Here is a 22393-nt window from a genome sequence, read left to right as displayed (position 1 = left end):
ATTGTCTCGCCGGCCAAGGCAGTTAACTGCCATATGCGGCAATTTGGCACGGCTGTCCGGCGCGACCAACCCGAAATCACGCCGCCGCCATTGGAAAAAAGCCGTAGGTGGAATTTGCTGACGCGGCCGTGCGCCACATCAAGGCGTCGTATGTGCCGCAGCGCCGAGCCAGGAGCGGAACGCAGAGAGCTTCGGTGAATCGGCGCGTCCCTGCGGCGTGACCAGGTAGAAGCCGGCGTCGGCCGGCAGCGCGATCTTGAAGGGAACCACGAGGCGGCCCTTGGCGATGTCGTCCTGCACATAGGAGGTACGGCCCATCGCGATACCGATGCCGTCGATCGCAGCCTGGATCGTCACGAACAGCAGGTCGAAGGTCACCCCCGGCTGCTTGGAGATGTCGGTCGCAAGGCCAGCTGCGGTCAGCCACAGCCGCCAGTCATCGCTGTTGGCGTTGCTGGTGTGCAGCAGCACATGGTCCCGGAGGTCTTCGGGGCATTTCAGCGGTCTGGTTCCATCCAACAGCGACGGACTGCACACCGGAAACAGCTCGTCCGCCATCAGCCAGTCCGAGCGCAGGCCGGCCCATTGTCCGCGGCCGTAGCGGATCGCCGCATCGACCTTGTCGCGCTGGAAGTCGACCAGGCTGGTCGAGGTGGTGATGCGGACGTCGATGCCCGAATGCGCCTCCTGGAATGCCGACAGCCGCGGCAGCAGCCATTTGGCGGCGAGCGATGCCAGCGTCGAGACGGTCAGCACATGATCGTCGTCCCGGCGCAGCAGGCGATCGGTCGCGAGCCTGAGGTCGTTGAAGGCAGCGCGGACGCCGGGAAGGTACTCGGCGGCCTCCGGCGTCAGGCTCAACGAGCGGTTCTGGCGGACGAACAGACGGACGCCGAGCTCTTCCTCGAGGCGCCGGATCTGATGACTGATCGCGGTCTGCGTCACGTTCAATTCGGACGCCGCGACCGTGAAGCTCATGTGCCGCGCAGCGGCCTCGAACGCCCTCAGGCCGTTCAACGAAGGCAGGCGGCTGGTCATGTCGGAATGGTCTCCAATGCATGACTTTAATTCATGCGAAGCGGTACAAAGTGTCGTTTGTGAACAGGCCGAATAGCTCCGATATTACCGCCAACAGGTTACCGATAGGAGCCGCAAATGTCCATTTTCACCCATGAATCGATGACAAATCATCATACGCCAGGCCTGTTGAACCAGGTCGGCGAGACACTGCACGTCTGGTGGGATCGCTATGAGCGCCGCCGCGAGCTGTCGCAGTGGACCGAGCGCGACCTGCACGATATCGGCATGTCCCGCAGCGACATCGTTTTCGAGACCGACAAGCCGTTCTGGCGGGCCTGAGAAGGACGCCATCGCCGGCGCCGCCTCGATCGAGGGGCGCCGGCCAATTCTTCACCCGAGGAGCGTGTCATGACTGCGCTGCATCTCGACGATCTCAAGCAATACTCTGATGTGCTGCGCGCCAAGAACGGCAGCGAGATCAAGGTGCGCTTCGTCGAGCCGCGCGATCGTGAAGAGCTGCAGAATTACATCCGCTCGCTCTCCGCCGGGTCCCGTTACAACCGCTTCCTGGGCGCGCTGAGTGAGCTGCCGAAGACGGAGCTCGAGCGTTTCATTCACGTCGGTGAGGCTGACCGGTTTACGGTGGTCGCGACGATGCTGGTCGATGGTTTTGAAACCATCGTCGGCGAAGCCCGCTATGCCTTCCATGCCGATACGTCGAGCGTCGAGTTCGGCCTGTCGATCGATGACCGGTGGCAGGGCCACGGCATTGGCAAGGCGCTGTTGAAGAATCTCGAATGCCGCGCGGCGTCTTTCGGAGCCGAGCGCATCTTCGGCGACACGCTGCGGTCGAACGCCACGATGATCGGCCTCGCCCGCAAGTCCGGCTATGCCTTCGCTGCAAGCCCCGGCGATTGGAAGCTGGTGCGCTTTGCGAAAGAGATCCACGTCGAACCGCAAGACATTCCCTGTGCCAGCTGGCGGCTCGCCGCCACTTCCCGCTCGGCCGTGATGTCCTCGCTTGCGGTTTGACTGACTAGGCCCGGTTCTGGCCCCTCCAGAACCGGGCCCTTTTCTTTTTGATTGCGCCGACCCGTAGCTCGATGAAGCGGAGCGCAATCCGGGATCGCTCTCACAGCGGAGAAGCCTGTCCCGGATTTCGCTGCGCTCCATCCGGGCTACGCGCTCTTGTCACGATTCTTGCTCGTCATGCGCGGGCTTGACCCGCGCATCCATCCACAGAAAGCGTCTTCGTGCGATGGATTGCCGGGTCAAGCCCGGCAACGACGGCCGCGCAAGTGGAGGCTCAATTGCCCCGAAACACCGGCTTGCGCTTCTCGATGAAGGCCTGCACCGCCTCCTTGTGATCGGCCGTTGTGGTCAGGCGGATCAGCCGTTCGGCCTCGTGGTCGCGCGCGGTGGCGAAGTCGAACTGCAGCGCCTCGTCGAGATTGTCCTTCATGTAGCGCAGCGCCAAGGTCGGGCCTTCGGCCATCGATCTCGCCAGCGCGAACGCTTCGTCCTGCAGCGTCTCGTCCGGCACCACGCGGTTGACGAGGCCGATCTGCTCGCATCTCGCAGCATCGACCTTTTCCGATGTGAACATCAGCTCGCGGGCGCGCGAGGTGCCGACCAGGCGCGTCAGCAGCCAGGCCATGCCGTAGTCGCCGCTCAGTCCCACCCGCAGATAGCCGGTCGAGATGAAGGCGGATTGCGCAGCGATCCTGATGTCGCAGGCCATCGCGATCGCAAGGCCGGCGCCGACCGCGGGTCCAGGCAGCGCGGCAATGGTCGGCTTGCGCACCGAGGCGAGCGCGCCGGTCAGCAGGCGCTGGCGCTCTTGCAGGTCCGCTACCTTGTCCTCATAGGACATTTCGAGCTTCTTCGGGTCGCGATTGGCGCCCATGCCCTTGACGTTGCCGCCGGCGCAGAACGCCTTGCCGGCGCCGGTGACGAGCAGCACGCCGACCTCGGGGTTCTCGCCGCAGGTCCGGATCATCGTGCGCAGCGCCGGCGTCAGCGTGTCCGACAGCGAGTTGCGGGCGTCCGGGCGGTTCAGCGTGATGATTGCGACGCGGTCGCGGATCACGCAGAGCAGTTCGTCGGTGCCGGTCTCGATCTTGATTTCAGCGGTCATGGTTTCTTCCCTGTATCCTTCGTCATTGCGAGGAGCGAAGCGACGAAGCAATCCATCTTTCCCCAAGACGAGGCACGGATTGCTTCGCTCCGCTCGCAATGACGGGCGTGGCGGCGGTTGGCATAGAGCCTACGCCGCTTGCATGATCTCCGTCATCTCAAAACTTCTCAACCCAGGGCCGCAATTCCAGCTCCCAGGTCCAGGCGCTGCGCGGCTGTTGCAGCACGTTCCAGTAGCTCAACGCGATCGCGTCGGGATCGAGCATCGAATCCGGGCGGTCGGCGGGCTCGGTGCGCGCGACGCTGCGGATGCCGCCGTCGATCACGAAATGCGCGACATGGATGCCCTGCGGCGACAATTCGCGCGCCATGCTCTGCGCGAGCCCGCGCAATGCGAACTTGCCCATCGCGAACGGCGCCGATTGCGCGTAACCCTTGACGCTGGCGGAGGCGCCGGTGAACAGGATCGCGCCCTTCTTGTTAGGCAGCATGCGCTTCGCCGCCTCCTGCGCCACCAGGAAGCCGCCGAACGCCGAGATCGCGATCGCCTGCTCGACCTCGGAAGGCACGAGTTCAACGAAGGGTCCGCGCGAGCGGCCGGAGGCGTTATAGACCACGAGATCAGGTGTTCCGATCTCGCGTTCGACCAGGCCGAACAGACGTTCGACATCCTCGGCCTTGGTGGCATCGCAGGCATAGGCGCGCGCGCCGGTCTCGTTGCACAACGCACCAAGTTTCTCGATGCTGCGCGCGCCCAGCGCCACGCGAATTCCCTCCCGCGAAAATAGCCGCGTCAGCGAGGCGCTGAGGCCCTCGCCGGCGCCGACGATCAGGGCGATCTTGTACTTCGGAATATCCATTGGGCTTTCCTTTGCGAGGCCGGAGGAGGATAGTCGTGCCCAAACAAATGAGCACCGCAGCCGGGAATTCAATGCAGCCGCACAAGCAGGATCCGAAAACGTCGTCCGCCAGCCAGCCTGGCCTGTTGGCGCCCGATACGACGGGAATGAATTTCTACCGGGCCGATCCCGCGCTGACCGATCTTCTCAAACTGCATCTGCCGGAGGCGTTGTTCCGCCACATCGAGCCGCATCTTGACCGGCTCGGCAGATTGGCCGGCGGCTATCTGGACGAATGCGCGCGGCTCGCCGACCGGCATACGCCGGTGCTGCATCAGCGCGACAAGTTCGGCCGCGACGTGCAAACAATCGAATATCATCCGGCCTATCGCGAGATCGAGAAGGCCGCGTTCGGCGAGTTCGGCATTCACGCGCTGTCGATCCGCAAGGGCATCATGGGCTGGCCCGACAAATATCCCGTGGTGGCCAAGCACGCCTTCACCTTCCTGTTCAACCAGACCGAATTCGGCATGGGCTGTCCGATCAACGTCACCGATGGTTGCGCCAAGCTGCTGGCGAATTTCGGCAGCGAGGCGCTGAAGGCGAAATATCTCGACGGCCTGACCCAGACCGACATGAGCAGACTGACGCAGGGCGGCCAGTTCATGACCGAGAAGGAGGGCGGCTCCGACGTCGGCACACTGACCACACGCGCCGTGCAGGAGGGTGATCACTGGCGGCTCTATGGCGAGAAGTGGTTCTGCTCGAATGCCGACGCCAAGGTGGTGATGCTGCTGGCGCGCCCCGAGGGCGCGGGGCCGGGCACAAAAGGTGTCGGCCTGTTCCTGATGCCGCGCTTCCTCGACGACGGCTCGCAGAACCACTACCGGATCGTGCGCCTGAAGGACAAGCTCGGCACCCGCTCGATGGCCTCGGGCGAGATCAAGCTCGACGGCGCGATCGCGTATGCCGTCGGCAAGCTCGACCGCGGCTTCGTGCAGATGGCCGAGATGGTGAATTCGTCGCGGCTCTCCAACGGCGTGAAGTCGACCGCGCTGATGCGCCGCGCCTGGCACGACGCGATCACGGTCGCGAAGGGCCGCGTGGTGTTCGGGCAACGGATCATCGATCTGCCGCTGGCGCGGCGCCAGCTGATGAAGATCATGCTGCCGACCGAGCAGGCGCTGTCGATGAGCTTCCTTACCGCCGATGCGCTCGACCGCGCCGAGGCCGGCAGCCAGGATGCCGCCGCGCTGCTCCGCATCCTGACGCCGACCTTGAAATTCCGCGCCACCCGGGACGCCCGCAAGGTCTGCGGCGACGCGATGGAGATGCGCGGCGGCATCGGCTACATCGAGGAATTCGTCACGCCGCGGCTGCTGCGCGATGCGCATCTCGGCTCGATCTGGGAGGGCACCGGCAACATCGTCGCGATCGATGCGCTGAAGCGTGCGGTCGGGCGTCATGGCGCCGACAATGCGCTCGCTGCCGATCTGCATGCGCGGCTCGATGACAGCCCGAATGTCCCGCAGGCCTGGCGCAACCGGCTGCGCGATCTCGGCGACCGTGCGATCGGGTTTGCGCGCGAAGTCGCAAGCCGTATCGACAATGAGGGCGATGCGCGGCGCGCCACCAGCCTGCTCTATCATGTCGCGAGCGCGGTGGCGTTGGCATGGGAGGGCGGACGCATCCACGAGAGGCGCGGCGATGCGCGCCGGCTGCTGCTGTCGCGGATGGTGATCGATCACCGCGTGATGCCGGGCGATCCGTTCCGGCTTGCGGAAAATACCGTTCAGCGCCGGATGACCGAGCACCTGCTCGGCGATCGTGCCGTCGGCATGGCCGAGGTTGGCGAATTGCTATCAGCAGCGTAGTCTGCCGCGCGAGCGCAACGCTTAATCAAAACAGAAACGCCAAGGGAGATCCCGATGAAGGCCGCCGTCCTGCATGAAGTCAATCAGCCGCTGGTGATCGAGGATGTCAGCGTACCCAATCCGGGGCCGCGCGAGGTCTTGATCCGCACCGCGGTCGCGGGCCTCTGCCACTCCGACCTGCATTTCATGGAAGGCCTCTATCCGCATCCGCTGCCGGCGGTGCTCGGCCATGAATCGGCCGGCGTGGTCGAGAAAGTCGGCTCCGACGTCAATTACGTGAAGCCCGGCGATCACGTCGTCACCTGCTTGTCGGTGTTCTGCGGCACCTGCGACAATTGCACCACCGGCCGCACCGTGCTGTGCACCGACACCACGGTGAAGATGCTGCCCGGCGCCTCCAACCGCCTGTCGTGGGGCCGGAAGGAGAAGCTCAATCAGTTCCTCAATCTGTCGTCGTTCGCCGAGCAGATGCTGGTGCACGAGAACGCGATTGTGAAGATCAAGAAGGAGATGCCGCTCGATCTCGCCGCGCTGATCGGCTGCGGCGTCATCACCGGCTATGGCGCCGTGGTGAACACCGCGAAGGTCACCGCCGGCGAGACCGTGGCCGTGATCGGCTGCGGCGGCGTCGGCATGGCCGCGATCAACGGCGCGCAGATCGCCGGCGCCGGGCGCATCATCGCGATCGACACCAATCCGGCGAAGCTGCAGCTTGCGACAAAGCTCGGGGCCACCGACATCGTCGACCCCGCGCGCGGCGACGTGGTGCAGCAGGTGCGCGAGCTCACCGGCGGCGGCGTGCATCACTCCTTCGAGGTGCTTGGCCGCAAGGAGACCGCGGAGCAGGCCTTCGCCATGCTGGCAGCGGGCGGCACCGCGACCATCGTCGGCATGATCCCGTTCGGCCAGAAGATCGAGCTGCACGGTTTTGACTTTTTGCGCGAGCGTCGCATTCAAGGTTCATCCATGGGGTCGAACCACTTCCGCGTCGACATGCCGCGCCTCGTCGACTTCTACATGCGCGGCAAGCTGCATCTCGAGGACTGGATCTCGGCCAAGCTGAAGCTCTCCGAGATCAACGAAGGCTTTGCCAACATGAAGGCCGGCAAGACGCTGCGCAGCGTGATCATGTTCGACAACTAGTCTCAGTCGTCGTCGCCCGGCTCGTCCGGGCGACCCAGTACGCCGCCGCAGAAGTCGTGTGAATCAACTGCTGCCGCGGAGTACTGGATGCCCCGCGTGAAGCGGGGCATGACAGCGGAGGGCGACGCTGCAAACGTTGCCCTCACCGCGCGACGTGCGCGGACACTGCGAGCCATTTGCCGTTCTGCCGCGCCCAGCAATCGGTGTAGCGGCCATGCGTAGGCTGGCCGTCAGCGTTGGTGTAGCTGGTCTGGGCGTGGATGATGGCGAAATCGCCGAGGATGCGGATCTTGACGTCCTCGGCCTTCAGTCCCTTGATCTTCACGGGGATTGCCGTCTGCTTCAGGAAGTCGGCGCGGTCGACCAGGCTCTTGTCGGGATTGGTGCAGTAGAAGTCCTGCGCCAGGATTTCGTCAAAGCGCTTGACGTCGCAGTTCTGAACCGAGTCGACGTAATCCTTGTTGAGCTTCGTCAGCTCCTCGAGGTCGTTGCTCATTTTGCTCCTCCCTGTCGCTATTGTTCGTCATTGCCGCGCTCTCGATACTGTCATCCCCGCGCAAAGGCTTTGCCTTTGTCGCTGGAGGTGCGAGCACTTGCGAGCCTCGAAGGATGCACGGCCACGGTCCGGCCGTCGACCCTTCGAGACGGCCGCTTCGCGGCCTCCTCAGGGTGACGGTGATAGAGGTGGGTGCCCGTCGTCGCCCTGCAATGACCGCATCAATCATCGAACATCTTCGGCGGCACGAAGCCGCCGAACTCGCGCTCGATCAGCTCGGCAAGCTTGAGCGGCGTGCGGTCTTCCAGCATGGGACCGACGATCTGCACGCCGACCGGCAATCCGTCGGGTGCAAAGCCGGTCGGGATCGCGGTCGAGGGCAGGCCGGGCAGCGTTGCGATGCCGGGCCAGGCGAGCTGGTCGGTGTAGACGTGCGGCTCACCGTCGATCAGAATTCGCCGCTGCTCCTGGTCGGGCGAATGATCGTGCGGATAGGCCGGCGTCGGCATGATCGGGCAGATCACGGCGTCGAACGATTTGAACAGCTCGCGCCATTGTGCGCGCAGCCGTGCGCGGCCGCCGTCGGCGATCACCCAGTCGCGGTGGCTGAGCGCGATGCCGCGCAGCCGCTCGGCTTGCAGGCTGGTGTCGCTGGCCGGCAGCGCAGCTGCCGCCGCGCAGGCGCCGGCATAGACCTCCGGCGGGAAGGTCGCCGCCAGGAACGACAGCAGGATCCGCATGTAAAGCCGCGAGGACGCGGCGAAGTCCGGCAAAAGCGGGCTCGAGCGAGACACCTTCGCGCCGGCTTTGTCGAGATGGCTCGCGAGCTTGTCGATGCTTCCGCGGATCACCTTGTCGGTCGGCATCACCGGATCGCTGTCGATCACGAGAATGCGGAAATCCTTCAAGGCGGTGTGGCGCGCCGCCGGCAGGTCCAGCCGGTAGGCCTTGCCGGCTTCGAGCGGATCGGGGCCGGCCATCACGTCGAGCACGAGTGCGAGGTCGGCCGCGCCGCGCGCCATCGGTCCGATCACGGAAAGGTCTCGATCGAACGGCAGCGGCGGCAGCGGCGGCGGGGTGTGGCCGCGCGACGGCAGCAGCGCGAAGGTCGGCTTGTGCGCATAGATACCGCAGTGGAATCCCGGCACGCGCAGCGAACCGCCGATGTCGGAGCCGAGCGATAGTGCGCCGTAGCCCGCGGCGAGCGCGGCCGACGATCCGCCGGACGAGCCGCCCGGCGTGCGGCCGAGGTCGTAAGGGTTGTTGGTGGTGCCGTAGATCTCGTTGTAGCTCTGCCAGTCGGCGAGGGCGACCGGCACGTTGGTCTTGCCGAGGATGACGCCGCCGGCATCCTTCACCCGTTGGATCGAGAGCGCGTCCTCAGCCGGCACGAAATCCTTTTGCGGCGGGAAGCCCCAGGTGGTCGGCAATCCGGCGACGTTGAAGGATTCCTTCACCGTCATGGGAATGCCGAGCAGCGGCTTGTGCTCGCCGCGCGCAATGGCCGCGTCGGCGGCGCGGGCCGCAGCGAGGCCGCGCTCGAAGTCGCGCACGCAGACCGCGTTGACCTTGCCGTCGTGACGCTCGATGCGGCCGATCGCGTCTTCTGCGAGTTCGACGGCGGAGACCTGCTTGTCGCGCAGGGCTTTCGACAGTTCGACGGCGGTCTTGAAACTGTATTGCGATTTGGCCACGGCGTGCTCCCGGTTCTGGTGTTGGCGCGATGATGGGCAGTTTGGCTGCCGCCCGCAAGCGCCGCGCGATCAATGCAGCGTGTGGGCCGTCACGACATCGCTGTAGCCGCGGCACCGCTGCCGTGTTTGATCGGAATTGCTACGCCGCGCCGATCAGGATGCCGACCGCGAGCACGATCGCGCCGCCCAGAACGATCTGGAACACCGCCTGCAGGAACGGCGTGTCCATGTAGCGCGAGCGGATGAAGGCGATCGCCCACAACTCGAAGAACACCACGATCCCGGCGATCGCAGTTGCGATCCAGAATGCGTTCGGCCAGGCGTCGGGCACCAGATAGGGAATGGTGTGGCCGAGGCCGCCGAGCGTCGTCATCAATCCGCAGGTCACGCCGCGCAGCCAGGGCGAACCGCGCCCGGTCAGCGAGCCGTCGTCGGACAGCGCCTCGGCAAAGCCCATGCTGATGCCGGCGCCGATCGAGGCGGCGAGGCCGACCAGAAACGTCTGCCAATTGTGATGCGTGGCAAAGGCGGCGGCGAACAGCGGCGCCAAGGTCGAGACCGAGCCGTCCATCAGTCCGGCGAGGCCCGGCTGGACATATTGCAGCACGAACATCCGCCGCCGCGTGCGGTCTTCCTCCGCGCGCACATCGGGCTTGAGGATCTCGCCGGTCAGGCGGACCGCGAGCTTCTCGTGGCCCTTCTCCTCTTCGGCGAGATCGCCGAGCAGCCGGCGCACGCCGACATCCTCAGCCTTCTCGGCGGCCCGGGCATAGAAGCGCTCGGCCTCCAGTTCCATGGTCTCGACTTCCTTGCGGATGGTGTCGAGCGGCAGGTTCTTGGTCAGCCAGATCGGACGGCGGCGCAGAAAGCCTTTGACGTCCTCGCGCCGGATCGGCGGCAGATGCGGGCCGAAGCGCTGCTCATAGGTTTCGAGCAGCCGATGGCGATGGCCGCGCTCTTCCTCCGCCATCTCCTCGAAGATCTTTGCGGTATCCGGATAGCGTTCGGTGAGGTCCTCGGCGAAGGACATGTAGATGCGGCTGTCCTCCTCCTCGGAGGCAATTGCGACCGCCAGCACCTCGCGCTCGGTCAAATCAGCGAAATTCTTCACGGCAACGCCCTGTTTACTCAGTTTAGAATTAGAATAATTCTAATATTAGCGGGCAGCGCCACGGTCAATCGTCAAAGCCGCGCCATGGTCCTGTTCGTGATCACGATGAGGGGAACCGGGCCGTGCTCGTACGAGTTCCTGTGGCTCACGAGGGGGCAGGAGGGGATTTGCATGGACAGGGTCAAATATCGGCTGAACGACGCGCGCCTGGCGCCGCGGCGGACCAAACTCGAGATCCCGGGCTGGGCGGGTCAGCGCGAGCCGCGCGCCGATGGCTCGCGCGAGCAGGTCTGGCATTGCGTGCCGTTCTCGGAGGGCGCGCAATACGGCATCGAGCTGTTCTACCCCTATGACTTCGAGCTGCACGTCACCACGCGGGATGGCCAGCTGCACCTCGATGCGGATTGGGGCGAACCGCTGGACAGCGGCGTGCAGTGGCCGCCGTTCCGGAATTTCGGCACCACGTTTTACACCTACCAGATCCTGCTCGACCTCAAGGTCGAGCAGGGCATGGCGGTCCGCACCGAGCCGCATCCGCGATTCTACACCGACCGCACCGACAGCGTGCCGATCGCCGTCCCGGCGCTGATCCGCAACTGGTGGCCGATGATGTTCTTCTGCGTGTTCAAGGCGCCCGCCGAAGGGCGCACGCACATCTTCCGGCCGAACGAGCCGTTCGCGCAGATCATCGTGATCCCGGAGGAGGCGAACTTTCAGCTCGAGCCGATGGGCGAGGAGGAAGCTGCCGAACGCGAGCTGCAGGCGCGCCGCATCTACAACAGCCGGCCGAAACTCGCCGCCGGCACCGAATGGACCTCGTCGACCGACACGGTGTTCGACGGCACCTATCGCCATCTCCACCGCGCCGCCAAGGAGAAGGCGCGTCTGGACTGAGGCGGCGTCGCATCATGGTCGGCAAAGAAGAACGGGGCCCGAGGGCCCCGCTGTCGCATCACCAGACTGCCGCCGCTCAGTAATCGCGCCGGTAGAAGCTGTGGTGGTGATGGTGATGATGGTGGTGGTGATGACGATAGTAGCGCCGATCACGCGGCACCACGACCACGGGGCCCTCATAGCGGCGATAGTAGCCGTGATGATGGTGATGGTGGTGATGATAGAACTGCGCGAGCTGCACGTCGTCGCGGGCCTGCGGAGGCGCAGACTCGTCGAGTGCCTGCAGCTTCGCCGAGGCGTCCGCGATCGGCTGCAGCAGCTCGGCGTAGGAATTCGCCTGCAGCACGTCTGCCGGCGCCGGTGCGGCTTGGGCGGCGCCGAACGCGCCAAGCGATGCGACGACTCCCAACAGTCCGGCAATCTTCCTTTCCATAGTCTCTCCTCATGATCAGTCGCCGGACGCACAGCCGACTGACCGCAACGCCAGGTTCCACGGAATGTTCCCGGATATTTCCAGGACAATCTCCTATCGCGATGCACGCGCGAGGAACTGAAGCAGCAGCCGGCTGACTTCCTCCGGCTGCTCCTGCTGCACCCAGTGGCCGGCGCCGTCGACCAGATGGCAGCCGATCATTTTGGTACAGGCCTTGGTCTGCATCGTCTCGAACACGCCGGGCCGCTGATGGGTGCCCCAATCCTGCTTGCCCGAGATGAACGCGGACGGCTGGTCGATGCTGCGGCCGCTCCAGGTCTGCAATTCCGCCGTGAACGCGCCTGACGTGCCGCAGCGGTACCATTGCAGCCCGCCCTGGAATCCCGTGCGCTGATACTCAGCGCTGTAATAGGCGAGGTCGCGATCTGGCAACCAGGTGTTGGCGGCAATCGCCTCGCCCGACGGCATTTCTTCGGCGACCGTCGCGGCCATGTCCTTGGCGAGATCCATCACATAATAGGTCGGCAGTTTGGCCAGCTCGCCCGCCGACCAGGATTGCAGCGGATACGGCTTGTTGTCTTTCCAGTCCGCGCTCTTGTGATGATAGTAGGCGCGCAGGAAGTCGTGCACACCCTGCGGTGCGCGATGCATGTCGGCATTGGCCGGACGTGTCGAATAGTACCATTGGTAATGCTTGCGCGGCTGCGGCAGTGCCGCCAGCTCGCGATGCACGGGGTCTTCGCTCGCGGGCTTCCCCGGTTCATTGGCAATGTTGAACGGCAACGACGGCGGCCCCGAGAACGGCGCGCTCATCATCACGACCGCGCGGAACACGTCGGGGCGGATCAGCGCGCACCATGCCGCAACCGACGAGCCGAAATCATGCCCGATCACGGCATCGACGTGCTTGTAGCCGAACGCCGCGACCAGCCCGAGGGCATCGCGCACCAGATTGGGCAGGCGAAACGCCGTCAGGTCGCCGTCATAATCCGCGTTCCAGCCGGTCGTGCGACCATAGCCGCGCTGGTCCGGCGCGATCACGTGATAGCCGGCCGCAGCGAGCTTCGGCATCACCTTGCGCCAGGAAAACGCCAGCTCCGGGAAGCCGTGCAGCAGCAACAGGCAGGGCCGGCCGGATGTTTCGAAGCCTGCTTCGAGCACATGCATTCGCAGGCCATTGATCCCGTCGACATAACGCGAGCGGATGGTGGAGGGGAGCGGGACGTCGGGGAGCGTTTCCATGGTGCAGATCACCTGTTGGGCATCGCCGCACAACCAGCGCATTTGGCTGTATGCTGGCGGCCATTGATTCACGATAGCAACTTTGGCAACGGGATGCATACCGCATGCGCCACGCAAGGATTGCAGAGCTGCCCGGCTGGATGTCGCGTCTCGGCGTGATGATCGTGGCCGCCGGCCTGTTGCTGGTGCCTGCGGTGCGCGCGGCCGACACCAAGGAGCTCACCGAGAAATTGCCGCGCGCCTATATCGGCGAATTCCTGTGGGACGGCGACAACACGGTGCAGAACGTCGTCATCACCTTCGACAAGGTCCAGGCCTTGAACGAGCAGAATGCGGAAGCGCGCGGCTGCGGTTCATATGAGGTCGGCCGTCATGTGACCAGGATCGGCGTGCAGATGTTCATCCGGCTGTCCGATCTCGAGGTCGAGATCTTCGAACGCTCGCCTGACGACAACGGGGCGTTCGAGACCGACGGCAGCCATCGCGGCAAGCTGTCGGAGGATCTTCAGCAGATCGATGCGCAGTGGACCACCACGGCGTCAGGCAAGCACGGCCAACTGCATTTGCGCGCCGTGGCGTCGGTGGCATGCGGACCGGCGGAGGATTTGTAGCGCTGGATAACGCTAGAAGCGTCGTCCATCCTTCACCCCCCCTCCAGGGGAGGATAAGAGGAATCACGCCTTCACGGGAGCCTTCGGCCAGTACCTGTCGCGCAGGTGCCGCTTCACCAGCTTTCCGGTCGGGGTACGCGGCAGCTCTTGCTCGAAATCGATGCTCTTCGGGCATTTGATCGGCGACAGATGCTGGCGGCAGAACGCGATCAGCTCGGCCTCAAGCTCCTTGCCGGCCTTGGTGATATCGTGCGGCTGCACCACGGCCTTGACCTCTTCGCCCATCTCCTCGTTCGGCACGCCGAACACCGCGACATCGGAGACCGCGGGATGCGTGATCAGCACGTCCTCGGTCTCCTGCGGGTAGATGTTCACGCCGCCGGAGATGATCATGTAGCTCTTGCGGTCGGTCAGATAGAGGAAGCCTTCCTCATCAAGGTAACCGACGTCGCCGAGCGTGGACCAGCCCTTGGCGTTGTAGGCCTTCTTCGTCTTCTCGGGATCGTTGTGATAGGTGAAGACAGGCGCGTCGGCGAAATAGACCTGGCCGATCTGGCCGGTCGGCGCCTCCTCGTCGTTCTCGTCGAGAATCTTGACCTTGCCGACCACGGCGCGGCCGACGGTGCCGCGATGGCTCAGCCATTGCTGCGAGGTCGAGACGGTGACGCCGTTGCCTTCGGAGCCGGCGTAATACTCGATCAGGATCGGTCCCCACCATTCGATCATCTTGGCCTTGACGTCGACCGGGCAGGGCGCCGCGGCGTGGATCGCGCCCTTCAGCGATGAGACCTTGTAGCGGGCGCGCACCTCGTCGGGCAGCTTCAGCATGCGCACGAACATGGTCGGCACCAGCTGCGACTGCGTCACCTTGTGCGTCTCAACCTGCTTCAAAAATTCCTCGGCGTCGAAATGCTCCATGATGACGGAGGTGCCCCCGAGCACGGTGGCCATCATGTTGAAGCGCAAGGGAGCCGCGTGATAGAGCCGGCGCCGGCGACAGATAGATCGAGTCGGCATTCATGCCGCACATGTCGGCGGTGAGAATCCGCAGGAACGGGTTCGGCACGTCGATCCGGTTGCCCTCGAACTCCTTCTTGATGCCCTTGGGGCGGCCGGTGGTGCCGGAGGAATACAGCATGTCGTAGCCCGCGACCTCGTCGGCCACCGGCGTGGTCGGCTGCGCGGCGGCCTCCTTGTCATAGGAGCGGAAGCCCGGGGCCGGCTCGTCCATCATGTAGAACAGCGGTTCGCCCACCTCGCCCTTGATCAGGCCCTTCACCTTGTCGGCGCATTGCGGTGTGGTGATGAACACCTTCGCTCCGCAGTCTTTGATGATGTAGGCGATCTCTTCTTCCGTCAGGTAGCGGCTGATCGCGGTGTAATAGAGCCCCGAGCGCTGCGCGGCCCAGCAGATCTCCATGAAGGCGAGGCGGTTCTCCATCAAGAGCGCGATGTGGTCGCCGGCCTTCAGGCCGAGCGAGCGGAACAGATGCGCGCCCTGGTTCGAGAGCTCGTCGAGCTCGCGATAGGTGATCGCCTTGCCGGACGCCGCCATCTGGTAGGCGATCTTGTTCGGATAGTTGCGCGCGTGGATGGACGGATGAGTCATTGTGTTTCCTCAGGGCATCAATAGTGGTCGTCCCGGCGAAGGCCGGGACCCATAACCACTGATTTTTGTTGTTGGACTGGGTTGTGGCCCCAGCCGAGCCTAGCCACAAACGGGTGTGGTTATGGGTCCCGGCCTGAGCCGGGACGACGCCATTGTTGTAGCCGCTACTGCGGACTCTTACAGCCGCTCGACAATCGTCACATTCGCCATGCCGCCGCCTTCGCACATGGTCTGCAGGCCGTAGCGCTTGTTGCGCTGCTTTAAGGCATGCAGCAGCGTCGTCATCAGCTTGGTGCCGGAGCCGCCGAGCGGATGGCCGAGCGCGATCGCGCCGCCATTGACATTGAGCCGGGCCGGATCGGCGCCGGTGGTCTTCAGCCACGCGGTCGGCACCGAGGCGAAGGCTTCGTTGACCTCGAACAGGTCGATGTCGTCGATGGTCATGCCGGCCTTCTGCAGCGCGCGCTGGGTCGCCGGCAGCGGCGCTTCCAGCATGATCACGGGGTCGCCGCCCATCATGGTGAGGTGATGGATGCGCGCCATCGGCTTGACGCCGAGTGCCTTCAGGCCCTTCTCGTTGACGACCATGACGCCGGAGGCGCCGTCGCAGATCTGGCTGGCGCTGGCTGCGGTCAGCTTGCCGTTCTCGGCGATCAGCTTGACGCCCTTGATGCCGTCGAGGCTGGCGTCGAAGCGGATGCCTTCATCGATATGGTGGGTGTCGGTCGAGCCGTCGGCGCGGGTGATCTTCACCGGCACGATCTCGTCCTTGAAGTGGCCGGCTTGCGTGGCCGCGATCGCGCGCTGGTGGCTGTTGTAGGAATACTCGTCGAGCTCGTCCTTCGACAGGCCGTACTTCTCGGCCATCATCTCCGCGCCGGTGAACTGGCTGAACACGATGTTGGGATACTTCACCTCAATGCCCGGGCTCTTGTAGTGGCCGAAGCCGTTCTTGGCGGGCAGCGAGGAGGCGAGGCCCATCGGCACGCGGGTCATCGATTCCACGCCGGCGGCAATCACGCAGTCCATGGTGCCGCTCATCACGGCCTGCGCCGCGAAATGCAGCGCCTGCTGCGAGGAGCCGCACTGGCGGTCGATCGAGGTCGCGGGCACGCTCTCCGGCAGCTTCGAGGCCATCACCGCGTTGCGCGCGACGTTGTTGGACTGCTCGCCGGCCTGCATCACGCAGCCCATGATCACGTCCTCGACCTGCGCGGGGTCGGCGCCGGATCGTTCGACCAGTGCATCGAGCACGGTCGCGGCCAGATCGGCCGGATGCCAGCCAGAAAGGCGCCCTCCCTTGCGGCCGCCGGCGGTGCGGGCGGCGGCGACGATATATGCCTCGGCCATGTCTGATCTCCCTGATGTTTCTGGATTGGGCGGTTTCAAAGTTGGGCCGGATTTAAGGGGCGGTTCAGCATTTAGTCAATCAATCAATTAACTCTTGAGTGCAGCCCCGCCATGGGCTTATGTGCGGCCTCGATTTACCGGCGAGCCAAGAATTGAGTGGCCAACAGCCGGGGACACAAAGCGGGACCAGAGCGCAGTTGAACACCAGCGTACCGACGAAACTTCCGGCCGGCAAAAATGCCACTGCCGACAAGCTACTGGTCGCAGCCAGCGAGCTGATGATCGAGCGCGCCTCGATCGAGGTCTCGCTGTCCGACATCGCGCAGAAGTCCGGCGTCAACGCTGCGCTCGTGAAATATCATTTCGGCAACAAGGACGGCCTGTTGCTGGCGCTGCTCGCGCGCGACGCCGCCACCGAGATCTCGCAGCTAGAATATCTCATCAGCCAACCGATCACGCCGTCCGCGAAACTGCGCCTGCATATCGGTGGCATCATCCGCGCCTATCACCAGTTCCCCTATATGAACCGGTTGATTCATTATCTCCTGCACGAGAGTTCGACTGCCGCCGCGAACGAGGTGTCGAAATTCTTCGTCGCGCCGCTGTTGGATTTTCATCGCCGCCTGCTCGCCGAGGGCATCAAGGCCGGCGAATTCCGCAAGATCGATCCGGTGCTGTTCTACACCAGCCTGATCGGCGCCTGCGATCACCTGTTCTTCGGCCGCCACGCGATGTCGCGCGCAGTCGGCGTCGGTCCGGTCACCGACGAGGTCTGCCGCGAATACATCAAGCACATGGAAGCCTTGATCTTCGGCGGCGTGCTCAATCCCGATAAGGAAACGGTAGCGGTCGCCGCCGGATAACAAAGTTCGAGTCTAGAGAAGAAACGCCCAAGGAAAGGTTGTTCCCATGCAGTTGAAAGACGTTGCCGTTCTCATCACCGGCGGTGGCTCCGGCCTCGGTGCCGCGACCGCGCGCGCCATGGCCGCCAAGGGCGCCAGGATCGGCGTGATCGACCAGAACAAGGAAAATGCCGAGAAGGTCGCCGCCGAAGTGAAGGGCGTCGCCCTGCACGCCGACGTTACCGACGAGGAAGCGATCAAGGCGGCGATCGCCAAGGCCGAGGCCGCGCACGGCATCGCGCGCGTGCTGATGAACTGCGCCGGCATCGGCGGCTCGCAGCGCATCGTCGGCAAGGACGGCGTCTATCCGCTGGCGAAGTTCGTCCGCATCATCAACGTCAATCTGATCGGCACCTTCAACGTGCTGCGCCTGTTCGCCGAGCGCCTCGCCACCGAAGCCCCGATCGGCGAGGAGCGCGGCGTTGCGATCAACACCGCATCGGTCGCGGCCTATGAAGGCCAGATCGGCCAGATCGCCTATTCGGCCTCGAAGGGCGGTGTCGTCGGCCTCACGCTGCCGGCCGCGCGCGACCTCGCCAGCCTGAAGATCCGCGTCAACACTATCGCGCCGGGCCTGTTCCTGACGCCGCTGCTGATGGGTCTCAACGAGGAAGCCCGCAAGAGCCTCGGCGCCCAGGTGCCGCATCCGGCCCGCCTCGGCGATGCCTCGGAGTACGGTAACCTCGCCGTCCACATCGTCGAGAACCCGATGCTCAACGGCGAAACCATCCGCCTCGACGGCGCCATCCGCATGGCGCCGCGCTAACGGCGAATTCCGCCGTCGTCCCTGCGAAAGCAGGGACCCATACTCCGCGGCGTCTGTAACAGGCAAGCCTGGCAGACGTCGCGCAAAACGACAAAAGCCTGTGGTTATGGGTCCCGGCTCGCGCTTCGCTTGGCCGGGACGACGGTCGGGAGGACCATGCGCGTGTCTCAACCGCTGCTGATCGAACATCACGACGGGGTCGATTGGGTCACGCTCAATCGTCCCGAAAGCCTCAACGCGCTCGATCCGGCGATGATCGATGCGCTCAATACTTACTTTCAGGGCCTGCAGCGCAACCGCGACACCCGCGTCGTGGTGCTGAAGGGCGCCGGTGCAAATTTCTGCGCCGGGCTGGACCTCAAGCACGCGATGGCGCGCCGCGGCGGGCAGACCGAGCCGCCCGGCGTCACCGAGTCGCTGGACTCGCAGCGCCGCATTGCCGACATCGTGATGCTGATGCGGCGCTGTCCGCAGCCGATCATTGCGCTGGTGCAGGGTGCCGCCGCCGGCGGCGGCTTCGCGCTGGCGCTCGCCGCCGACATCCGCATCGCGGCCAAGAATGCGCGGATGAACTGCGCCTTCATCAAGCTCGGCCTTGGCGGCTGCGACATCGGCACCAGCTATTTCCTGCCGCGCCTCGTCGGCGTGTCGGTTGCCTCCGAACTGATCCTCACCGGGCGCTTCATCCATGCCGACCGCGCGCTTGCGGTGGGCCTTGTGTCCGAGGTGGTCGAGGCCGCTGATCTCGACGCTGCTGCCAATCCTTATATCGATGCAATGATGACGGCCTCGCCGGTTGGCCTGCGCCTCTCGAAGGAATGCATCAACATGAGCGTCGATGCCGGCTCGATCGAGGCCGTGATCGCGATGGAAGATCGCAATCAGGTGCTGTGCAGCCGCTCGGAAGATTTTCAGGAAGGCATCAAGGCCTTCCTTGAGAAACGAAAGCCTGTCTATATCAGGCGCTGAGAACAGATCCTCAAAAGGACAAGAATTCCGGGAGACGCAAAATGGGTGGAGACGCGGCGATGCTGACGAAACCTGCCTTCCGCAAGGTGGATTGGCTCGCGCGTGACATCGCAGTCGAGCGGCGCACTGACGGCACCGTCGTCCTCAAGTCGCGGATTCCGCTGCAGGCCTACGAGACGCATATCCCGGCCTATCTCGCCAAATGGGCGGCGCAGGCCCCGGAGCGGATCTGGCTCGCGCAACGCGGTGGCCCCGACCGGCAGTGGCGCAAGGTCTCCTACGGTGAAGCCAAGCGCACCGTCGATGCGCTGACGCAAGGCCTGCTCGATCTCCGCATCGCCGACGGCCGACCCGTCGCGATCCTCTCAGGCAATTCGATCGAGCACGCGCTGATGACGCAGGCTGCGATGCAGGCGCGGCTGCCGGCCGCGCCAGTGTCGCCGGCTTATTCGCTGATGAGCCAGGATCATCTCAAGCTCAAATATCTCTTCAACCTGATCAAGCCTGCCGTCGTGATGGTGCAGGACGGTCCGACCTTCGAGAAGGCGCTGAAGGCGATCGACCTTACCGGCATCACGGTCGTTCACGTCCTTCGTCCCTGCGAGGGGATCAAGAGCACAGCCTTCGCAGAACTCGCGGCGACGCCGGTGACGGCCGATGTCGCCGCGTCGATCGCGAAGATCACACCCGACACCGTCGGCAAGCTGTTGTTCACCTCCGGCTCGACCGGCATGCCCAAGGCCGTCATCAATACCCAAGAGATGATGTGCGCCAATGCGGCGATGATGATGCAGGTGCGCCCGCGCGAAACGGCCGGCCCGATCCCGACCGTGCTCGACTGGATGCCGTGGAATCACACCATGGGCGGCAACGCCGCGTTCAATCCGGTGCTGGTCGATGGCGGCACGCTCTATATCGACGACGGCCGGCCGATGCCGGGCCAGCTCGAGGAGACCATCAGGAACCTGCGCGAGGTATCGCCGACCTATTACGCGAATGTGCCGGCGGGCTATGCGGCGCTGGCGGCCGCGATGGAGAAGGACGCGGCGCTGTGCGCGAGTTTCTTCAAGAACCTCTCGATCATGGCTTATGGCGGCGCCCGGCTGCCCGACGATCTCTATGACCGGATGCAGGCGCTGGCGGTGAAGACCACGGGCGAGCGCATCGTGTTCTATACCGGCTGGGGCTCGACCGAGACCGCGCCGACCTCGACCGGCACCTATTGGGACACCGAGCGCGTCGGCCTGATCGGCCTGCCGTTCCCCGGTGTCGAGCTGAAGATGGTGCCGTGCGGCTCGAAATACGAACTGCGGCTGCGCGGCGTCAACGTCACGCCCGGCTATTTCGGCCAGGCGGATCTCACCGCCAAGATGTTCGATGAAGAAGGCTTCTACTGCATCGGCGACGCCGGCGTGTTCGTCGATTCCGAAGATCCGCTGCAGGGCATCATCTTCGCCGGCCGCGTGGTCGAGGACTTCAAGCTGACGACCGGCACCTTCGTCCATGTCGGCTCGCTGCGCACCGATGCGATCGCCGCCGCGACGCCGGTCGTGCATGACGCACTGGTGGCGGGGCAGGACCGCGAGTTCATCGGCCTGCTGTGCTGGCCCAACCTGCATGCCTGCCGCCAGATCGTCGGCAATGCGGATGCGAGCTACGAGGACGTGATCCGGCATCCCGAGGTGGTCGATTGCCTCAGGAAGGGTTTGCAGGCGCACAACGCGTCCACCACCGGCAGCAGCATGCGCATCGCGCGGGCGATGCTGATGGTCGAGCCGCCGTCGATCGACGGCAACGAGCTCACCGACAAGGGCTACATCAACCAGCGCGCCGGCCTCGAACGCCGCGCCGTGCTGGTCGAGAAGCTCTACGCCGGCAAGCCCGGCGATGAGGTGATCGTGCTGTGATGAGGCCGACGCTCTCTCCATTCGTCATTCCGGGATGCGCCCACTTGGGCGCAGGCCCGGAATCCATCAAGCCACATCATCTGCGGCTCAATGGATTCCGGGCTCACGCTTCGCATGCCCCGGAATGACGGCCAATTGAAACGACAAGAACCAAAAAGGTAGCCGCCATGAATTTCGATTTCTCCGACGAACAGAAGCAGATGCGCGACGAGGCGCGGAAATTCCTCAGCGAACAGTGCCCGCCGAAGGCCGTGCGCGAGGTGCTCGACGGCAAGTCGCCCTACGACAAGGCGCTGTGGAAGGGCCTCGCCGAGATGGGCTTCCTCGGCGTCGCGATCCCGGAACAGTTCGGCGGCGCAGGCGCCGGGCATCTCGAGCTCTGCGTGATCGCGGAGGAAATGGGCCGCGCGCTTGCGCCGGTGCCATTCTCCTCCACGGTCTATCTCGCCGCCGAAGCGATCCTGATCGCAGGCAGTGACGCGCAGAAGCAGAAGTGGCTGCCGAAGATCGCCTCGGGCGATGCCATCGGCACGCTGGCGCTGTTCGAGGGCAAGGGCAATCCGTCGCCGAAGGCCATCAACGTCACGGCCAATGGCGGCGCGCTCAACGGCGTCAAGAAGCCGGTCGCCGACGGTGCGATCGCCGATTTCGCTGTGGTGGCTGCGCGCACCGGTTCGAGCGGACGTGAGTCCGATATCTCGCTGTTCATCGTCGATCTCAAGGCCGGCGGCGTCGAGGTCAAGTCGCTCACCAACATCGATCTGACCCGCGGCCAGGCCGAGATCACCTTCAAGGACGCCAAGGCCGAGCCACTCGGCGCGGCCGGCGAGGGCTGGAGCGTGATCACCCAGGTGCTGGATCGTGCAGCCGTGTTGACGGCATTCGAGCAGGTCGGCGGCGCCGATCGCGCGCTCGAGATGGGCCGCGACTACGCGCTCGACCGCATCGCGTTCGGCCGTCCGATCGGCTCGTTCCAGGCGGTCAAGCATATGCTGGCCGACATGTATGTCTCGGCGACGCTGGCGCGCTCGAATTGCTACTACGGCGCCTGGGCGCTCTCGACCAATGCCGGCGAATTGCCGGAAGCAGCCGCCGCCGCGCGCATCAGCGCGACGCAGGCGTTCCAGCACTGCGCCAAGAACAACATCCAGGTCCATGGCGGCATGGGCTTCACCTGGGAGTTCGACTGCCACATGTACTACCGCCGCGCCAATGCGGTGGCGCTCGGTCTCGGCAGCCTGTCCTATTGGGAAGACGCGCTGATCGATCGCATGCGCAAGAAGAACGCGGCGTAATTCCACGATTCGTCATTCCGGGATGCGCGAAGCGCAGGCCCGGAATCCAGAGGTTGGGAATCGAGATTCCGGGTTCACGCTTCGCGTGCCCCGGAATGATGG

The 22393-nt window shown here is 64.6% G+C and carries 20 protein-coding genes and 1 pseudogene; 11 read left to right on the top strand and 10 right to left on the bottom strand.

Annotation, left to right across the window (positions count from 1 at the left end; all coding sequences use genetic code 11):
• Positions 1-138: 138 nt before the first annotated feature.
• Complete coding sequence (locus tag ACVIGA_RS18480; protein WP_223966268.1) at positions 139-1038, bottom strand: transcriptional regulator GcvA; 900 nt, start codon at positions 1036-1038, stop codon at positions 139-141.
• A gap of 117 nt (positions 1039-1155) precedes the next feature.
• Here ACVIGA_RS18480 and ACVIGA_RS18475 point away from each other — a divergent pair, with 117 nt between their 5' ends.
• Both ACVIGA_RS18475 and ACVIGA_RS18470 read left to right on the top strand, forming a co-directional pair.
• Positions 1156-1359, top strand: coding sequence for a DUF1127 domain-containing protein (locus ACVIGA_RS18475; protein WP_207834731.1), 204 nt, complete (start codon positions 1156-1158; stop codon positions 1357-1359).
• A gap of 69 nt (positions 1360-1428) precedes the next feature.
• Positions 1429-2052 (top strand): N-acetyltransferase family protein, encoded by a 624-nt coding sequence (locus ACVIGA_RS18470; RefSeq protein WP_456667467.1) that lies wholly within the window; start codon positions 1429-1431, stop codon positions 2050-2052.
• A 274-nt stretch (positions 2053-2326) separates the two neighbouring features.
• Here the strand turns inward: ACVIGA_RS18470 and ACVIGA_RS18465 are convergent, their stop codons facing one another.
• Together ACVIGA_RS18465 and ACVIGA_RS18460 are read right to left on the bottom strand one after the other, a co-directional pair.
• Positions 2327-3157 carry an enoyl-CoA hydratase gene (locus tag ACVIGA_RS18465; RefSeq protein ID WP_456667466.1) on the bottom strand — a complete coding sequence of 277 codons (831 nt, stop codon included), beginning with the start codon at positions 3155-3157 and terminating at the stop codon, positions 2327-2329.
• Between the two features lie 157 nt (positions 3158-3314).
• A complete protein-coding gene (locus tag ACVIGA_RS18460) occupies positions 3315-4016 on the bottom strand; it encodes an SDR family NAD(P)-dependent oxidoreductase (RefSeq protein WP_456667465.1) in 702 nt (233 codons plus the stop codon).
• A 71-nt stretch (positions 4017-4087) separates the two neighbouring features.
• Here ACVIGA_RS18460 and ACVIGA_RS18455 point away from each other — a divergent pair, with 71 nt between their 5' ends.
• Together ACVIGA_RS18455 and ACVIGA_RS18450 are read left to right on the top strand one after the other, a co-directional pair.
• The gene (locus ACVIGA_RS18455) at positions 4088-5869 is read left to right on the top strand and encodes an acyl-CoA dehydrogenase family protein (protein WP_456670839.1); all 1782 of its coding nucleotides are present in this window, start codon (positions 4088-4090) and stop codon (positions 5867-5869) included.
• 54 nt (positions 5870-5923) lie between these two features.
• Complete coding sequence (locus tag ACVIGA_RS18450) at positions 5924-7012, top strand: Zn-dependent alcohol dehydrogenase (protein ID WP_223966275.1); 1089 nt, start codon at positions 5924-5926, stop codon at positions 7010-7012.
• A gap of 142 nt (positions 7013-7154) precedes the next feature.
• On the opposite strand, the gene ACVIGA_RS18445 is transcribed toward ACVIGA_RS18450, so the two are convergent.
• From ACVIGA_RS18445 to mbfA, 3 genes are all read right to left on the bottom strand, one after another.
• Complete coding sequence (locus ACVIGA_RS18445; RefSeq protein ID WP_456667464.1) at positions 7155-7508, bottom strand: nuclear transport factor 2 family protein; 354 nt, start codon at positions 7506-7508, stop codon at positions 7155-7157.
• A gap of 221 nt (positions 7509-7729) precedes the next feature.
• On the bottom strand, positions 7730-9202 hold the full coding sequence (locus ACVIGA_RS18440) for an amidase (RefSeq protein WP_456667463.1): 1473 nt from the start codon (positions 9200-9202) through the stop codon (positions 7730-7732).
• A 139-nt stretch (positions 9203-9341) separates the two neighbouring features.
• A complete protein-coding gene (mbfA, locus tag ACVIGA_RS18435; RefSeq protein WP_375777423.1) occupies positions 9342-10313 on the bottom strand; it encodes an iron exporter MbfA in 972 nt (323 codons plus the stop codon).
• Positions 10314-10484: 171 nt separating this feature from the next.
• Here mbfA and ACVIGA_RS18430 point away from each other — a divergent pair, with 171 nt between their 5' ends.
• A complete protein-coding gene (locus ACVIGA_RS18430) occupies positions 10485-11207 on the top strand; it encodes a hypothetical protein (protein WP_456667462.1) in 723 nt (240 codons plus the stop codon).
• Between the two features lie 76 nt (positions 11208-11283).
• Here ACVIGA_RS18430 and ACVIGA_RS18425 read toward each other — a convergent pair whose 3' ends face one another.
• Positions 11284-11640, bottom strand: coding sequence for a hypothetical protein (locus tag ACVIGA_RS18425; RefSeq protein ID WP_456667461.1), 357 nt, complete (start codon positions 11638-11640; stop codon positions 11284-11286).
• 93 nt (positions 11641-11733) lie between these two features.
• Positions 11734-12882 (bottom strand): alpha/beta fold hydrolase, encoded by a 1149-nt coding sequence (locus ACVIGA_RS18420; RefSeq protein ID WP_456667460.1) that lies wholly within the window; start codon positions 12880-12882, stop codon positions 11734-11736.
• 104 nt (positions 12883-12986) lie between these two features.
• Here ACVIGA_RS18420 and ACVIGA_RS18415 point away from each other — a divergent pair, with 104 nt between their 5' ends.
• The gene (locus ACVIGA_RS18415; protein ID WP_456667459.1) at positions 12987-13493 is read left to right on the top strand and encodes a hypothetical protein; all 507 of its coding nucleotides are present in this window, start codon (positions 12987-12989) and stop codon (positions 13491-13493) included.
• Between the two features lie 63 nt (positions 13494-13556).
• Here ACVIGA_RS18415 and ACVIGA_RS18410 read toward each other — a convergent pair.
• Both ACVIGA_RS18410 and ACVIGA_RS18405 read right to left on the bottom strand, forming a co-directional pair.
• Positions 13557-15102, bottom strand: a pseudogene (locus ACVIGA_RS18410) (acyl-CoA synthetase).
• Between the two features lie 177 nt (positions 15103-15279).
• Entirely contained in the window at positions 15280-16452 is a 1173-nt protein-coding gene (locus ACVIGA_RS18405; RefSeq protein ID WP_456667458.1) for an acetyl-CoA C-acetyltransferase, read from the bottom strand.
• A 197-nt stretch (positions 16453-16649) separates the two neighbouring features.
• Here ACVIGA_RS18405 and ACVIGA_RS18400 point away from each other — a divergent pair, with 197 nt between their 5' ends.
• The 5 genes from ACVIGA_RS18400 (at position 16650) to ACVIGA_RS18380 (ending at position 22291) form a co-directional block, all read left to right on the top strand.
• Positions 16650-17315 carry a TetR family transcriptional regulator gene (locus ACVIGA_RS18400; protein ID WP_456667457.1) on the top strand — a complete coding sequence of 222 codons (666 nt, stop codon included), beginning with the start codon at positions 16650-16652 and terminating at the stop codon, positions 17313-17315.
• Between the two features lie 46 nt (positions 17316-17361).
• A complete protein-coding gene (locus ACVIGA_RS18395; protein ID WP_029077953.1) occupies positions 17362-18120 on the top strand; it encodes an SDR family NAD(P)-dependent oxidoreductase in 759 nt (252 codons plus the stop codon).
• Positions 18121-18282: 162 nt separating this feature from the next.
• Positions 18283-19089 (top strand): enoyl-CoA hydratase/isomerase family protein, encoded by an 807-nt coding sequence (locus ACVIGA_RS18390; protein WP_456667456.1) that lies wholly within the window; start codon positions 18283-18285, stop codon positions 19087-19089.
• 41 nt (positions 19090-19130) lie between these two features.
• The gene (locus tag ACVIGA_RS18385) at positions 19131-20996 is read left to right on the top strand and encodes an AMP-binding protein (RefSeq protein WP_456667455.1); all 1866 of its coding nucleotides are present in this window, start codon (positions 19131-19133) and stop codon (positions 20994-20996) included.
• Between the two features lie 167 nt (positions 20997-21163).
• Positions 21164-22291 carry an acyl-CoA dehydrogenase family protein gene (locus ACVIGA_RS18380; protein ID WP_456667454.1) on the top strand — a complete coding sequence of 376 codons (1128 nt, stop codon included), beginning with the start codon at positions 21164-21166 and terminating at the stop codon, positions 22289-22291.
• Positions 22292-22393: the final 102 nt, after the last annotated feature.

This window comes from Bradyrhizobium sp. USDA 3240 (assembly GCF_054063295.1).
The sequence above is the reverse complement of the archived record's forward strand: the minus strand, read 5'-3'. Positions and strand labels throughout refer to the sequence as shown.

What these genes read in the sequence shown, in the direction of transcription:
- ACVIGA_RS18480 (WP_223966268.1), bottom strand. Translation starts at nt 1,038, where the DNA reads ATGACCAGCCGCCTGCCTTCGTTGAACGGCCTGAGGGCGTTCGAGGCC.
- ACVIGA_RS18475 (WP_207834731.1), top strand. Translation starts at nt 1,156, where the DNA reads ATGTCCATTTTCACCCATGAATCGATGACAAATCATCATACGCCAGGC.
- ACVIGA_RS18470 (WP_456667467.1), top strand. Translation starts at nt 1,429, where the DNA reads ATGACTGCGCTGCATCTCGACGATCTCAAGCAATACTCTGATGTGCTG.
- ACVIGA_RS18465 (WP_456667466.1), bottom strand. Translation starts at nt 3,157, where the DNA reads ATGACCGCTGAAATCAAGATCGAGACCGGCACCGACGAACTGCTCTGC.
- ACVIGA_RS18460 (WP_456667465.1), bottom strand. Translation starts at nt 4,016, where the DNA reads ATGGATATTCCGAAGTACAAGATCGCCCTGATCGTCGGCGCCGGCGAG.
- ACVIGA_RS18455 (WP_456670839.1), top strand. Translation starts at nt 4,088, where the DNA reads ATGCAGCCGCACAAGCAGGATCCGAAAACGTCGTCCGCCAGCCAGCCT.
- ACVIGA_RS18450 (WP_223966275.1), top strand. Translation starts at nt 5,924, where the DNA reads ATGAAGGCCGCCGTCCTGCATGAAGTCAATCAGCCGCTGGTGATCGAG.
- ACVIGA_RS18445 (WP_456667464.1), bottom strand. Translation starts at nt 7,508, where the DNA reads ATGAGCAACGACCTCGAGGAGCTGACGAAGCTCAACAAGGATTACGTC.
- ACVIGA_RS18430 (WP_456667462.1), top strand. Translation starts at nt 10,485, where the DNA reads ATGGACAGGGTCAAATATCGGCTGAACGACGCGCGCCTGGCGCCGCGG.
- ACVIGA_RS18425 (WP_456667461.1), bottom strand. Translation starts at nt 11,640, where the DNA reads ATGGAAAGGAAGATTGCCGGACTGTTGGGAGTCGTCGCATCGCTTGGC.
- ACVIGA_RS18420 (WP_456667460.1), bottom strand. Translation starts at nt 12,882, where the DNA reads ATGGAAACGCTCCCCGACGTCCCGCTCCCCTCCACCATCCGCTCGCGT.
- ACVIGA_RS18415 (WP_456667459.1), top strand. Translation starts at nt 12,987, where the DNA reads ATGCGCCACGCAAGGATTGCAGAGCTGCCCGGCTGGATGTCGCGTCTC.
- ACVIGA_RS18405 (WP_456667458.1), bottom strand. Translation starts at nt 16,452, where the DNA reads ATGGCCGAGGCATATATCGTCGCCGCCGCCCGCACCGCCGGCGGCCGC.
- ACVIGA_RS18395 (WP_029077953.1), top strand. Translation starts at nt 17,362, where the DNA reads ATGCAGTTGAAAGACGTTGCCGTTCTCATCACCGGCGGTGGCTCCGGC.
- ACVIGA_RS18385 (WP_456667455.1), top strand. Translation starts at nt 19,131, where the DNA reads ATGGGTGGAGACGCGGCGATGCTGACGAAACCTGCCTTCCGCAAGGTG.
- ACVIGA_RS18380 (WP_456667454.1), top strand. Translation starts at nt 21,164, where the DNA reads ATGAATTTCGATTTCTCCGACGAACAGAAGCAGATGCGCGACGAGGCG.